Source organism: Actinospica sp., from assembly GCF_035552695.1.
Lineage (GTDB): Bacteria > Actinomycetota > Actinomycetes > Streptomycetales > Catenulisporaceae > Actinospica.
On sequence record NZ_DASZKT010000118.1, the window covers coordinates 1 to 13508 of the forward strand.

The following is a 13508-nucleotide window of genomic DNA, read 5'->3' on the forward strand; positions in this document are numbered from 1 at the left end:
AGGCCTCGTCCGCGACGCGCACGTGCAGCGCGTCCCGGTCGCCGTCCGCGTACACCGCGACGCTGCCGATCCCGGCGTCCTTACAGGCCCGGGCGATCCGTACGGCGATCTCACCACGGTTCGCGATCAGCACCTTGCGCACGTGAGGCTCCCTATCCCAGCTCATCGAAGTCTCCTTGAGTGTAGGCAAGTACCGGGTGCCGACGCGCGGGGGGATCATGCCTGTGGGTGCGGCGCGGTTTTGTGCAGACCTGACAACACGCGCCATGGCCGGTGCTGGAGCGCTATCGTGCCAAGCAGGAGCAATGCGACGGGCGGCTCGGCGGCGGGAGCGGAGGTGTCGGAGGCGATGTCCTCGAACATGGCGGTCCGGAGCAGGTCCGTGTTCTTCAGCGTGCGCACGGCGGTGCTGGTGACGGTGGGAGCGCTGCTGGCGATCTGGCTGGTGCAGGGCTTCAACGCGGCGGACGGCTACCGGCTGGACGGGGAGTTCGGGCTCACCGCCCGCAGCCTCGGCAGCCTGCCGCACATCATCGCGGTGCCGTTCCTGCACGTGTCGGTGGAGCACATCGAGAGCAACACGGTCCCGCTCGCGGTCACCACCTTCCTGGTGGCGCTGGACGGTCTGCGCAGGTACGCGTACGTGACCGCGATCATCGTGCTCGTCGGCGGCCTCGGCTACTGGCTGCTCGGCCCGTCCGCGGTCGTCATGGTCGGCGCGAGCGGTCTGATCTTCGGATATCTCGGCTACCTGGTGGCGCGCGGCTTCTTCGCCCAGTCGATCTGGCAGGCCGTGTGGCAGCTCGTGCTCGGTGTCGCGGTGGCGGTGTACTACCAGTGGACGCTGGTGCTGCTGTATCCGTCGGCCGAGGTCAACACGATGCACATCTCCTGGCAGGGGCACCTGACCGGCCTGCTCGCGGGGATCTTCGGCGCGATCATGCTGGGCCGGCGGCCCGCCGCCATCGAGCCGCCGCGCACGCCGACCCTGCCGCCGGATCCGAGGTTCCCGACCCCGTACGTGTAGCCGACCGCGTGTCGGAGGCAACGTTCTGCGCCCATTGAGCGTCTAACGGTCGTCCTGTCCGAGTCGAGGCAACGTTCTGCGTCTCGAGGGCGTCTACCAGCAAGGTGCCCTTCGTCACTCCAGCCCCCGCATTCCCGCGGGGGCGCCGTCTCGCGTAGAATCCGCATCCGCTTCCAAGCACGTCCTCGGGCGCCGTGCTCCTCCAGCGCTCCGGGGCCCGCCCCGCATCCGATCCGGAGTCCCCGTCCCGTGTCGCGCCCCAACCGTCCCGCGCACCAGCGCCGCCGAGCCGCACGCCTGCTCGCGCCGATAGCCACGCTGGCGCTGTGCGCCGCCGCGGCCGCCACCCTCGTGGCCACGAGCGCCGCCACATCGCTGGCGCCGTCCACGGCCGCGGCCGTCGCGCTGCCCGAGGCCGGCCGCACCATCGGCATCCCGACCTTCCCGATCTTCTCGAATACCGTCCCGATCCGGACGACCGGCGGAGGGGCGACGACGTCCCAGGCCGCGCACACCTCGGCCCCCGCGACGAAGACCACCGCGAAGGGGAAGCACTCGACCGCGCCGGCCGCGACTTCGGCCAGTCCGATCTACAAGTCCACGTTCACGCCGCACGCCCTGCCGACAATCGTCGTCCCGAAGGTCTCCAACACCGGCTGCGCGCCGGACAACCGCGCGCCGTCCTCGGGCGCCGACATGCAACTGCCGCAGGTGAACGCGGGCTCGACCGACCCGGGATTCACGAACTGGCTGCACGTGGCGGCAATCGGCCCGAGCACCATGCTCCCGCCGACGTTGAACGAGTCGAACCTGACGACCGTCACGCTCACCCGCACCGCCGACAGCGAGTCCGCCAACCTCGGAATGGCAGCGAGCTCGGGTGACCGATTCGCCTGCGCGCTGCTGGATGTGAGCGGGGGTCAGAGCTTCCAGCGCATCGACTACGCGTTGACCAACGCGAGCTTCGTGTCCGATTCGGTGCAGGGCAAGACCGAGACGCTGATCGTCACCTACACGTCGATCAGGTGGAACTACCTGCCGACCGGCAGCACGACGGCCGTGACGGATTCGGGCGTGATCAACACGCAGCCGAACGTGAAGCAGACCTCGCTGAAGCAGGACGCGAAGGACATCGCCGCGGGTGTCCTCGGGCTCGCCGCGACCTGCCTGCTCGGGATGCTGCTGCTGACGCTCTACGGCCGCCACCGCCGCAAGGTCAGGTACCGCGAGGTCCGCGAGCGTTCCCGGATCAAGGTGCCGCTGCCGGAGCGTCAGGCGGTGTCGCCGACGATGCTCTTCGCGGAGGGCGATCCGGCCGCCGACGCGACGATGCGGGTCGCGCCCGAGGAAGTGGACGACGACGCCACGGTGCGGGTGGCTCCGGAGGATCTGCCGGAGGCGGTACCGGCCGTTCCGGAAGTCCTCAGGACCGTTCACATCTCAGAGTTCAGCCACGCCCGCGCGGTCCCGGTCGCGGCGGGCGCCGGCCCGGCCTCATCGTCCGATGACCTTGGCGGCGGGGCGGCGGCGGCCGGCGCCGGGCTTGCCGCGGGCGAAGCCGGGCCTGATCCGGTAGACCTGCCCGGGCCGCGCGGGCAGCACGAGCCGGGCGATCTCGCCGCCGAGGTTGACGCCGACGGCGAGGCCGAGTCCGGTGGAGGCGGCGGTGAACAGGTGGGCGGCGCCGAAGCCGGTCTGCCCGCGGACGATGAACAGCACGCCGAGATAGGTCTGCGAGCCGGGGAGCAGGGCGACCAGGCCGGGGATGGTGAAGGGCAGCCCGGAGGTGGCGTGCCGGCGGGCGATGAGCTGGCCGCCGAGGCCGAGCAGGGCGGTGGTGGCGGCGACGGCGATGGTGGGGCTGACCCCGCCCTTGAGCAGCCCGGCGTCGCAGATCCAGACGAGGACGGCGCTGAGCACGGCGTAGCCGAGCAGCCGCCTGCGGATCTGCAGGATGACGGCGAAGGTGAGCCCGAGGACGGCGGCGGCGAGGGTCTGCAGCCAGGGCCGGGAGGGGATGACGAGGTTGTCGGCGGGGTTGAGGTCGATGCCGAAGGCGATCCCGGCGCGCAGCACGACGCTGATGCCGCAGATGATGCCGACGATGATGTAGAAGACCTCGATGAGCCGGGCGGCCGAGGTGATGTAGAAGGCGGTGAGCCCGTCCTGGACGGCGGCGACGAGCGCGCTGCCGGGCAGCAGAGCGAACAGCCCGCCGGTGATCACGGCTGAGGAGCGCACCTCGGCGTGCGCCAGGTCGAGCGCGATCGCGGCCGTCGCGGCGGGCATCGCGGCCACGACGTACTGGTAGAACTCCGGCAGTCCGCGCACCGCGAGCGCGGACGCCAGCCGGTTGCCGAGCAGCGCGGCCAGGCAGGCGCTGAGGAACACCAGCCAACTCCCGCCGACGAGCACCGACGCTGCGCCCGCGAGCAGCGCCGTCATCCCGGCGACGACCCGGTCCGGGTACGTCTGCCGCCTGCGCCGGATCTCCAGCAGCCGACGGTACGCCTCCTCGACGCTCGTCCCGCCCTCGCTGATGTCCCGCACCAGATCGTGCACCGCGGCCAGCCGCGTGTAGTCCGACCCGCGCCTGCGCACCCCGCGCGACGCCGTCCACGCCGGTTCCGCGAGCGTCGCCTGGTACGCGATCGTCAGCATCGTGAAGGTGACGTTGACGTCGCAGCGCACGAGCCCGTACCCGTGCACGACGGCCAGCATCCCCGCCTCGACGTCCTCCGCGGCCTCCCCGGACGCCAGCAGCAACTCGCCGAGCCGCAGCGCCAGATCCAGCACGCTCCGCACCTTCGGCGCCTGCTGATCGCCCCGCTGACCGGCCTCCTGCTCACCTTGCTGCCGTTGCTGCGGCGCACCGGCCGGCGTCCCCACCGCTTCGAGCGACCCGTCGGCCGAGCCGTCAAGCGAGCGCGAGCCGGCGACCGTTGCGTCGACCGAGCCGTCGAGCATCCCCTCCGGCTGCTCGTCCGGCCGCTCCGAGGGATTCGTCCGCAGCAGGGTCCGCATCCGGTCCTGCCAAGCACGCTCCACCTGGGTATCGCCCTGTTGACCGCCGCCCGAGCCCTGTTCCTCCACGTCATCAGGGTAACGGCGGAATAAGGATGATCAGCTCAACGGATATCATCCAGCGCGAACGAGAACGGCTCGGGCAGCGGGACCGGCTCGCCGAGCGGGCGGGCCGTGACTGCGTAGTCGCCGTGGCCCGGCTCGCTGAAGAGCACGGTCTCTTTCCGCTGCCGGTCGGCCAGGAGGTAGAGCGGAATACCCACCCCTGCATAAGCGCGCCGCTTGGCGCCCCTGTCGTTGTCGGGGTTGGACGAGGTCACCTCGACGACCATCTCGATGCCGGCGGTCGACTGTGCCGATCCCTCCGGAGCGCCGAACTCGAACTCCCGGGGGACCACAGTGAGGTGATCCCAGCAGGAATCAGCTGATGAGCTTGTGCTCGTGCTGGGTCAACACGAGGGCCGCTCTGGCGATCTGGGTGATTTTCCTCGGGCTCATGGTGACGCGTTCGAGTGCTTCCAGCGTTCGGTCAGCAGGGCGAAGCCACGCTCGCCTAGACATCTCAGCCCTCGCAGCAGGTTGTTGCGGGTGCGGGTGTCTACATGCAGGGGGATGCCGTCCGTGCGCTGGGGTACCGGGGTCAGTACGCCGCGCCCTGCGCCCGTCATATCCGCCGTCGGCCAGGGCGGGCGTCGTCTTGGTATACGGCCACAGGATCGCCAGGACGAGTTCACGGGCGGCGGTCAGATCGTGCACGCTGCCGGGCAGGACGTGTGGGACCCACAGAGGCAGGCCCGCCGGGTTCATCAGCGCCTGGATGACGCCCCCGAAGGCGTGCGCCTTTCCGGAGTACCAGGCGTCGATCTCCCGGCCTTTCTTCGAGATCTTCGGCTCGGTCAGCCGGTCGGTGGCTATCACGGTCCCGTCCAGAATCAGATAGGCGTACCCGCGCGCCGCAGCCGGGTCCAGTGCTTCCTCGAGATCAGGAGCCTGATCCGCGAGTACTCGGAGCGCGAATCCGGATACCGATAGGCCGTGGAGCGCGACAAGCCGAAACCGGCACCCAGGCGTTGGACATCAGATCGGTCACGCAACCAGGCCAGCGCGAAAAGTGCCTGCTTGAACGGGGTCGGCAGGCGCGTGCCTCGGCGCGTGCCGATCCGTCGGCGCTCGGCGCGCAGCAACCGTGCGACGTACCGCACCAGTTCGCGATCGACATCGAGTACGCAAGCATAGGCGAACACGCGGAGCCCCCTGGCGAAGATGATCCCTGGCAGGACCTCTTCTCCAGGCGGCTCCGTGTCTGTGCTGCCCGGGCGGCTGGCACCGCCTTGTGTGCCTGGGCCGCGCCCATTGCTTCGCGCAGGTCAGCTCAGTGGTGTTCCTTGACGAAGGCGAGGGCTGCTTCGGCGACCTCTTGCCAGCCGCTGTCGAAGACGAGGGAGTGGCCGCGGTTCGGGATCTCGCGGATGGCGGTGGCCGCGGTGTTGCGCTTCTGCTTCTTGTAGGAGGCGTTGGCGATCGCGGACGGCGCGATGTGGTCCCGCTCCCCGCTGATCATGAGCATCGGGCCGCGCCGCGGGGTCTTGGTGTCGACCTTGATCTCGGTGAAGGGGTTGAAGTTCGCGGTGGCCGCCTGGAACAGCGGGATCCCGGAGCCAGGGACCGGATACGTCTCATAGAGTCGCTTGGCCTCGCTCTCGCTGACCGCGTTGGCGAACGAGTAGCGGAACTGGGCGTAGGTCAGCGCGACGGCCCGCCGATAGTTGGCCGGGTTGCCGATGACCGGGCGCGCGGACTTGAGCGCGGACACCGGCAGCGGGAGCACTCCGCGGAACGGCGCGGAGTCCATCGGCACCGAGCAGGTGGCCAGGCCGCGCCCGGCCAACTGCTGGGTGATCAGGCCGCCGAAGGAGTGGCCGAGGACGGCCGCAGGCCGGCTGAGCCTGTTGACGGCTTCGGCCATGTGGTCGGTGACCTGCTTGACGCTCTTGCCGGCGAACACCCGCGGGTTCGCGCGGGCCTGGTCGACGGTCTCCGGGTCGTCCGGCCAGCCAGGGGCCACGGTGGCGTAGCCGTTCTCCTCGAAGAACGCGCGCCACGGCGCCCAACTGGAGGCCAGCATCCACAGCCCGTGCACGAACACGACCGGCTTGAGGCCCGATGCGTTCGCCTGGGCGATCTCCTGCTGTTCGCGTGGGGTCAGGCTCATCGCAGTGACGCCTTTCTCATCTGGGGTCTCTCGGGCCGAAGGACCGGTGCCGAGTGGGCCGGATCGGGTCCCGGCCGCCCCTTCATCCTGGCCCGCCCACGGGCCGGAGTCGATGTCCGGGGTGGCACGCATCGCCCGCCCAGATTGTTCTGGGAAACAACGGGGGCGCCACATGGAAGCACGTCGCCTGGCCATACGCAGGCCAGTGGCGGCTACGATTGGCACATGGAACATTCCGTGCCTGACCCTGTTGGCGCGCAGGTCGCACTGCTGGGTACCGGGATGCTCGAACGCGCCGACGAACTGGCCGACGAGATGGTCGCCCGGATCCGGGAGGCCGTGCCGGTCTACCGCAGCGACGCGGTGATCACGGCCGCGGAACTGCGGCGAACCTGCCTGGAGAACATCGACTTCGTCTTCGCGCCGATGGGGCACACCCCGGCACGCACCTCGCCCGAGTCCCGGGACAACGGGCGACGGCGCGCACTAGCCGGAGTACCGCTGACCTCGGTCATGGAGGCCTACCGCGTCAGCGCCCGCTTCCTATGGGAACGCCTGGCCGAACCCGCCGCCACCGGCGAAGTCGCACCCGAAGCCGCGCTGCGCGCCGCCACGGAGATGTGGCTCGTGCTCGACACCTTCACCCAGGAGATGGCCGAGGGCTACCGCGAAGAACTCACCTCCCAGACGCTGCGCCGCGAAGCCGAACGCTCGGCCGTGATGCAGGCGCTGCTCGAAGGCCGCCTGGACGAGGCCACCCTCTGCGAGGCCGCCGACATCCTGTGCCTGCCGACACAGGGCCCTTACTTTGTGATCGCCGCCCAGGTGCCCGAGGTCGCACGCCACGCGTTCCCACGCGTCCAGCACGCGCTCCGGCCCCTCGGCGCGGCCTGCGCGTGGAGCCTGCTGCACGACGTCGAAGTCGGCATCGCACAACTACCCGGCACCCACCCCCGCATCGAGGACCTCGCCGACGCACTGGATCACGCCACCGAAGGCCACGTCGGGATCAGCCCGCCCTACCGCGACCTGCGCAACACCGCCGACGCGCTGAAATTGGCCAAAATCGCGCTGCGCGGCGCGTGCGATGGCCAGCGGGTCACCGTCTTCGACCGGGACCCGCTGGCCATCGCCGCGGCCAGCGCCCCGCAGATCATGCGCATCCTCGCCCGAACCATCCTCGGCCCGCTTGACCAGGCTTCCGAACATGACCGCGCCTTGCTGCTCGCCACCTTCGGCGCCTGGCTCGACGCAGACGGGTCCGCCGACCGCGCCGCCGCCGCCCTGTTCTGCCACCCGAACACCGTCCGACACCGCCTACGCCGACTCCAGGACCACACAGGCCGGTCACTGTCCCAACCCCGCGAACTAGCCGAACTGGCCCTCGCCTTCGAAGTCGACCGGCGCATCACAGACCCCGCACGGTAAACGATCACACGAAAGTCGCCGAGATCACCTCAGTGAGGTCCGGGATGAAGTAGCTGTCTGCTGAGATCGCGATGCCGATGTCCCAGTGAGCATCCCAATCCGCGAGGACCAGCGGGCGGCTGATCCTCATCAGAATCTGCTGGTGCGCGGCCTTCGGCGCCGGTGACACGACGATGTCCCCCTCGATGATCTCTGCCTTGTACCCGGGAGGCAGCTCAAGCGAGTCAAGGAGCTGGAGTAGTTCCGGCTCCGGGCCATCGTGCTCGTCGGTCGCGCTGGGTCGATCCATAAGTACCGTCCTATCGGCCTCCTCCTTTCAGGGCAAGTCCAGCACGCCGCCGAACTGAAAGGAAGACGCCGTCTCTGAATCACTCGATATGAGTACTATGCGGCACCGTATTGGTATTACTAACGACGCCTTACTCACTCGTGTGGGTTATCGGAAAATACCGGTGTGGCCGAGGGAATAGCGGCCGGGCTGCGGGTATACGCAGAGGCCGTGCGGGCCGTCGCCGACGGGGATGCGGGCGATGAGGTGGCCGTCGGCGGTCGAGATGGCGTAGACCTCGGAGTCGTAGCGGCCGGTGAGCCACAGCACCTTGCCGTCGGCGGAGACGCCGCCCATGTCAGGGCTCGCGTGGCCGGGGATCTTCCACTTCTGCACGAGCTTGTTCGTAGCGAAGTCCAGGACGCTGATCGAGCCCTCGCCGCGGTTCGTGATGTAAAGGCTCTTCGAATCGCGGCTGACGTAGAGGCCGTGGGCTCCGAGGCCGGTCGGGATGAAGCCGGTGATCTTGAACTGGTCGCCGGTCAGTGTCCAGACGCCGCTGGTCTGCATGTCCGCGACGTACCAGACGCTGCCGTCCGGGGAGATCTTGACGTCCTGCGGCATCGCGCCGCGCTCCAGGGAGACCTCGCCGAGCAGCTTGTGCCTGGCGGTGTCCACCTTCACCAGTTGCCCGCTGAACTCGCATGAGGCGATGAAGTAGCTGCCGTCCGGTGAGAAGTCGGCGTGGTTGACGCCCTCGCAGGGCACGTGCAGCACCGTCTGGATCGCCATCGTGTGCGGGTCGCGGAAGACGATCTCGCGGTCGGACTCGGCCATCACCACCGCGGACTTGCCGTCCGGGGTGAAGTAGAGGTTGTACGGGTCGTGCACGTAGACCGGGGTGCCGAACTGGCCGGTGGCCGGGTTGATCGGCGTCAGCGAGTTGCCCAGGTCGTTGTTCACCCACAGCGTCTTGAGATCCCAGCTCGGGACGACGTGTTGCGGCTGGTCGCCGACCGGGATCGTGCGCACGACCTGGTACGTGGCCGGGTCGATCACCGAGACCGTGTTCGACTCGGTGTTGGGCACGTAGACGTAGCTCGGGAAGCTCTTCACCGCCGGCGAGAGCTCGTTCGGCCGGTCCGCCGCGTACAGGTCCTTCGGGTTGTACTCCGGCATCCCCGGCAGCGCGGCCTGCCGCATCTGCGCCGAAGCCGGGCTCGCCGAGGCGTGCGCTGAGAAGGACGCGGCGGTCGAGGAGGACACGCCGGACGCCTGCGGACCCGATGCGGCGACCTGGGAGCTCGGCGCGCGGTCGTCGCCGGAGCTGAGCGTGGCCGCGGCGGTCCAGACTAGGGCCACGGTCGCGGCGACGCCCGCACCGAGGACGATACGACGGCGGGTGGTGATCTTCACCGGGCTACCTCTGTGGAATCTCTACGAAGATCTACGAAGACGGGAACAGTTCTGACGCGGTGACAGCGCGCAGGCCGCGCTGCTTGAGGCCCGAGAGGATCACCGGCAGCGCCGACACGGTCCCGGTGTGCCCGAGGTGCAGCGAGACGACGTCGCCGCCGCGGACCTTGTCGAGCACGTTGTTCACGATCCGGGTGCTGCCGGGGTCGGTGTAGTCCAGCGGATCGAGGTCGTAGGACAGCAGCGTGCCGTAGCCGGCGCGCGTCGCGGCGGCTCGCACGACCGAGTTCGCGTGCTGCGCCTGCGACTGCCGGAACCAGCGGCCGCGCGAGCCGGTCAGCTGTTCGAGCCGCCGCGCGCACTGCTCGATCTCGTCGTACGCCTGGGAAGCGGACATCGCGTCGATGTCCAGATGGTTCTCGGTGTGGTTGCCCAGTTCGTGGCCGCCCTTGAGTACGCGTTCGGCCATTTGAGGGTAGTTCGCGAGCCAGCGGCCCACGGCGAGCACGGTCAGCCGCGCGTCGGCCTTCTCGGCCTCGGCGAGCAGCGCCTCGGCGAGTTCGGGCGATCCGTCGCCGTGGAAGGTGAGCGCGACGGCGTCGGTCACGGCGGGGGCCTGAGAGACCTCGGGCTGCACGAGGGCCACGGGACGCGCACCGGCCGGGGCCGGGGACGCGGAGGAGGACGTCCCCGGACTCGGGGTGCGCGCCGGGCTCGGCGCGGCGTTCTTCGCGGCGGACGCGGGCGCACCGGATCCGCCGCAACCGCCCGCGGCGAGCAGCGGCAACGGCGCGAGCGCGCGCAGCATGGACCGCCGCGACCAGGGGCGCGAGCGGGGCACGTCGGGCGCGGTCACGCAGCGACCTTATGTGACAGATAGTCAGTTTTGCGGCGATCGCCGCTCGGACGAGTGAAATCCTCACCCGTCCGGAGTAGCCGCGAGGGTCCACGGCGTGCCGATTGGCCCGCGGATCGCCATGGCGCCCCACCGGACGCGCTGGCAGGATCTCAGTCATGGGGATTCCGACGTATGCCGACCTCGCCGCCGCCCGAACCGTGCTCGCCGACCTGCTGCCGCCCACGCCGGCCTGGCACTATCCGGTCCTCGACACCGCGGTCGGCGCGGAGGTGTGGGTCAAGCACGAGAACGCCCAGCCGGTCGGCGCCTTCAAGGTGCGCGGCGGCCTGACCCTGCTCGCCTCCTTCGACGACAAGCAGCGTGCGAACGGCGTGGTCGCGGCGTCCACGGGCAATCACGCGCAGTCCGTCGCGTATGCCGCGGCCCACTTCGGCGCCCCGTGCACGATCGTGATGCCGGAGAACGCGAATCCCGCCAAGGCCGCGGCCGTCCGCGCGCTCGGCGCCCACCTCGTGCTCGAGGGCGAGCGCTTCGACGACTGCCGCGTCGTCGCCGAGCGGATCGCCCGGGAGACCGGCGCGTACTACGTGGACTCGGGCAACGAACCGGCGCTGATCTCGGGTGTGGGCACCGCCACCATCGAACTGCTCGAACGCGCCCCCGACCTCGACGCGCTCTTCGTCCCGGTCGGCGCGGGCACCGGCGTGGCGGGGGCCTGCCTCGCCGCCGCCGAACTCGCGCCGAACTGCCACGTCATCGGCGTCCAGTCCGCCCAGGCTCCGTCCGCGCACGACTCGTGGCGCAGCGGCGAATTGCTCGAACGGCCGAATCGTACGGTTATCGAGGGCGTCGCCACCGCCAAGCCGTTCGCAGTACCCCAGCAGATCATGCGCGACCTGCTGCACGACTTCCTGCTCGTGGACGACGCCGATATCCGCGCCGCGCAACGCCTGCTGCTGACCTCCGCGCACACCATGGCCGAGGGAGCGGGAGCCGTCGCGCTCGCCGGCCTCTGGTCGATTCGCGTGCGGTACGCGGGCAAGCGCGTGGGCGTCATCTGCAGCGGCGGCAACGCCAGCGAGGCCGAGCTCGGCGAGGTACTGGGGAGCTGACAATCGGTCAGCCCGCGAGTCAGCCCGTCAGTCAGTCTTGGCGGGGGACGGGTGCGACTTCCAGAGCTCCGGCACGGTCACGCCCACCTCGCCGAGCAGCCGCCGGATCAGCGGCAGCGAGATGCCGACGACGTTCGACGGATCGCCCACGATCGACTCGACGAACCAGCCGCCGAGCCCGTCCAGGGTGAACGCCCCGGCCACCTGCAGCGGCTCGCCGCTGGCCAGGTATCCCTCGATCTCCTCGTCGCTGACCTCGGCGAAGCGGACCATGGTCGGGTTCACGTCCAGCACGACGTTCCAGTCGTCCGGATCGGCGCCGCCGCGCGTGTCGACGACGCAGTGCCCGGTCACCAGGACGCCGTCCTTGCCGCGCATCGCCCGCCAGCGGGCGCGCGCCTCGTCGACGTCGGCCGGCTTGCCCAGGGCCTCGCCGCCGAAGTCCAGCACCGAGTCGCAGCCGATCACGATCGCGTCCTTGCCGACGTTCGCCGCGACCGTCTGGGCCTTCGCGATGGCCAGCTGCAGAGCGAGTTCCGCCGGGCTCGCCGCGTTGAACCCGTCCTCGTCCACGCCGCTGACGATCTGCTCCGGCTCCAGACCGGCCGCTCGCAGCGTGGCGAGCCGGGCCGGGGACTGGGACGCGAGGACGAGGCGCACGTGGGTTGCTCCTTAAGAGATCGAGTTGTGAAAGGGCGTCAGCGCGGCAACGCGGACGCCCGCCAGCCTGCGCGCGCGCCGAATTCGACCCGCGCGGAACGCACGTAGCGCGCCCGGTCCGTCCAGCCCGAGGCGGCCGCCGGAGCCGAGTCGCCGTCGCCGGTGCCCGCCGCGGATCGCGCCGCGAGCACAGCCACCAGCGCGGCGAGTTCCTCGGCCGAGGGCACGCCGCGCACGATCCGCACCGAGGCGCCGGCGTCCTGAGTCTGAGTCGTCACAGCGGAATGTTCCCGTGCTTCTTCGGCGGCAGGGTGGCGCGCTTGCTGCGCAGGGTGCGCAGCGCGCGGGCGACGAACGCGCGGGTCTGCGAGGGCTCGATCACCGAGTCCACGTAACCCCGCTCGGCCGCCACGTACGGGTTGAACAGCGTGTCCTCGTACTCGGTGATCAGCTCGGCGCGCTTGGCCTCGACGTCCTCGGCCTCCGCGAGCTCCTTGCGGCGCAGGATGTTCACCGCGCCCTGCGCGCCCATCACCGCGATCTGCGCGCTCGGCCACGCGAAGTTCAGATCCGCGCCCAGGTGTTTGGAGCCCATGACGTCGTACGCGCCGCCGTAGGCCTTCCGCGTGATCACCGTGACCATCGGGACGGTCGCCTCGCAGTAGGCGTAGAGCAACTTCGCGCCGCGGCGGATGATCCCCTCCCACTCCTGCGAGGTCCCGGGCAGGAACCCGGGCACGTCGACGAAGGTCAGGATCGGGACGTTGAACGCGTCGCAGGTTCGCACGAACCGGGCCGCCTTCTCCGAGGCGTCGATGTCCAACGTGCCCGCGAACTGCATCGGCTGGTTGGCCACGAGGCCGACACTGTGTCCGTCGACCCGGCCGAAGCCGACGATGATGTTCGGTGCGAACAAGGCGTGGACCTCGGCGAACTCCCCGTCGTCCAGCACCGCGGTGATCGCGGAGTGCATGTCGTAGGGGGTGTTGGAGGAGTTCGGGATCAGGTTGTTCAGCGCGAGGTCGGTCTCGGTGACCTCCAGGTCGGTGTCGGCCTGCCAGGCGGGCGGGTCGGACAGGTTGTTGCTCGGTAGGTAGGACAGCAGCGCCTTGACGTACTCCAACGCGTCCGGTTCGTCGGCGGCCAGGTAGTGCGCGTTGCCGCTGCGGGTGTTGTGCGTGTGCGCCCCGCCCAACTCCTCGAACCCGACGTCCTCGCCGGTCACGGTCTTGATGACGTCCGGTCCGGTGATGAACATGTGCGAGGTCTTGTCGACCATCACCACGAAGTCGGTCAACGCCGGCGAGTAGACGTGGCCGCCCGCGCAGGTGCCCATGATCAGCGAGATCTGCGGGATCACCCCGGAGGAGTGGGTGTTGCGCTTGAAGATCTCGCCATACAGGCCGAGGGAGACCACGCCCTCCTGGATCCGCGCGCCGGCACCCTCGTTGATGCCGATGATCGGGCAGCCGGTCTTCAGCGCCAGGTCCATGACCTTGCAG

16 protein-coding genes are annotated in these 13508 nt (G+C 69.8%); 3 read left to right on the forward strand and 13 right to left on the reverse strand.

The window, feature by feature from the left end:
* The coding region (locus tag VG296_RS32855) for a biotin carboxylase N-terminal domain-containing protein (protein WP_349259566.1) at positions 1-142 on the reverse strand (142 nt) is incomplete at its 3' end.
* Positions 143-337: 195 nt separating this feature from the next.
* Here VG296_RS32855 and VG296_RS15115 point away from each other — a divergent pair.
* On the forward strand, positions 338-1027 hold the full coding sequence (locus tag VG296_RS15115; protein WP_325566349.1) for a rhomboid family intramembrane serine protease: 690 nt from the start codon (positions 338-340) through the stop codon (positions 1025-1027).
* A gap of 590 nt (positions 1028-1617) precedes the next feature.
* On the opposite strand, the gene VG296_RS15120 is transcribed toward VG296_RS15115, so the two are convergent.
* The 6 genes from VG296_RS15120 to VG296_RS15145 form a co-directional block, all read right to left on the reverse strand.
* The gene (locus tag VG296_RS15120) at positions 1618-1884 is read right to left on the reverse strand and encodes a hypothetical protein (protein ID WP_325566350.1); all 267 of its coding nucleotides are present in this window, start codon (positions 1882-1884) and stop codon (positions 1618-1620) included.
* 637 nt (positions 1885-2521) lie between these two features.
* Positions 2522-4120 (reverse strand): threonine/serine ThrE exporter family protein, encoded by a 1599-nt coding sequence (locus VG296_RS15125; RefSeq protein ID WP_325566351.1) that lies wholly within the window; start codon positions 4118-4120, stop codon positions 2522-2524.
* A gap of 35 nt (positions 4121-4155) precedes the next feature.
* Positions 4156-4449, reverse strand: a complete 294-nt coding sequence (locus VG296_RS15130) for a Uma2 family endonuclease (protein WP_325566352.1) — start codon at positions 4447-4449, stop codon at positions 4156-4158.
* Between the two features lie 22 nt (positions 4450-4471).
* On the reverse strand, positions 4472-4969 hold the full coding sequence (locus VG296_RS15135) for a transposase family protein (RefSeq protein WP_325566353.1): 498 nt from the start codon (positions 4967-4969) through the stop codon (positions 4472-4474).
* A gap of 14 nt (positions 4970-4983) precedes the next feature.
* Positions 4984-5295 (reverse strand): hypothetical protein, encoded by a 312-nt coding sequence (locus VG296_RS15140; protein ID WP_325566354.1) that lies wholly within the window; start codon positions 5293-5295, stop codon positions 4984-4986.
* 128 nt (positions 5296-5423) lie between these two features.
* A complete protein-coding gene (locus VG296_RS15145) occupies positions 5424-6263 on the reverse strand; it encodes an alpha/beta hydrolase (RefSeq protein ID WP_325566355.1) in 840 nt (279 codons plus the stop codon).
* 237 nt (positions 6264-6500) lie between these two features.
* Here VG296_RS15145 and VG296_RS15150 point away from each other — a divergent pair, with 237 nt between their 5' ends.
* The gene (locus VG296_RS15150) at positions 6501-7691 is read left to right on the forward strand and encodes a helix-turn-helix domain-containing protein (RefSeq protein WP_325566356.1); all 1191 of its coding nucleotides are present in this window, start codon (positions 6501-6503) and stop codon (positions 7689-7691) included.
* Between the two features lie 4 nt (positions 7692-7695).
* On the opposite strand, the gene VG296_RS15155 is transcribed toward VG296_RS15150, so the two are convergent.
* The 3 genes from VG296_RS15155 to VG296_RS15165 form a co-directional block, all read right to left on the reverse strand.
* Positions 7696-7980, reverse strand: coding sequence for a hypothetical protein (locus tag VG296_RS15155; protein ID WP_325566357.1), 285 nt, complete (start codon positions 7978-7980; stop codon positions 7696-7698).
* A 147-nt stretch (positions 7981-8127) separates the two neighbouring features.
* A complete protein-coding gene (locus tag VG296_RS15160; RefSeq protein ID WP_349259567.1) occupies positions 8128-9162 on the reverse strand; it encodes a hypothetical protein in 1035 nt (344 codons plus the stop codon).
* Positions 9163-9406: 244 nt separating this feature from the next.
* Complete coding sequence (locus VG296_RS15165; RefSeq protein ID WP_325566359.1) at positions 9407-10231, reverse strand: polysaccharide deacetylase family protein; 825 nt, start codon at positions 10229-10231, stop codon at positions 9407-9409.
* Positions 10232-10389: 158 nt separating this feature from the next.
* On the opposite strand from VG296_RS15165, the gene VG296_RS15170 reads away from it, so the two are divergent.
* Positions 10390-11346, forward strand: a complete 957-nt coding sequence (locus tag VG296_RS15170; protein WP_325566360.1) for a threonine/serine dehydratase — start codon at positions 10390-10392, stop codon at positions 11344-11346.
* A 27-nt stretch (positions 11347-11373) separates the two neighbouring features.
* Here VG296_RS15170 and VG296_RS15175 read toward each other — a convergent pair whose 3' ends face one another.
* From VG296_RS15175 to VG296_RS15185, 3 genes are all read right to left on the reverse strand, one after another.
* Positions 11374-12006, reverse strand: a complete 633-nt coding sequence (locus tag VG296_RS15175) for a nucleoside triphosphate pyrophosphatase (protein WP_325566361.1) — start codon at positions 12004-12006, stop codon at positions 11374-11376.
* 38 nt (positions 12007-12044) lie between these two features.
* Complete coding sequence (locus VG296_RS15180) at positions 12045-12284, reverse strand: acyl-CoA carboxylase epsilon subunit (protein WP_325566362.1); 240 nt, start codon at positions 12282-12284, stop codon at positions 12045-12047.
* Positions 12281-13508 (reverse strand): acyl-CoA carboxylase subunit beta (locus tag VG296_RS15185; RefSeq protein ID WP_325566363.1); only part of this gene is annotated, 1228 nt, incomplete at its 5' end. The genes VG296_RS15180 and VG296_RS15185, both read right to left, overlap by 4 nt.

Bases quoted from the DNA above. Each gene is read 5' to 3' on its own strand.
- VG296_RS15160 (WP_349259567.1), bottom strand. From the start codon at position 9,162: ATGCGGCAGGCCGCGCTGCCGGGGATGCCGGAGTACAACCCGAAGGAC.
- VG296_RS15170 (WP_325566360.1), top strand. From the start codon at position 10,390: ATGGGGATTCCGACGTATGCCGACCTCGCCGCCGCCCGAACCGTGCTC.
- VG296_RS15155 (WP_325566357.1), bottom strand. From the start codon at position 7,980: ATGGATCGACCCAGCGCGACCGACGAGCACGATGGCCCGGAGCCGGAA.
- VG296_RS15145 (WP_325566355.1), bottom strand. From the start codon at position 6,263: ATGAGCCTGACCCCACGCGAACAGCAGGAGATCGCCCAGGCGAACGCA.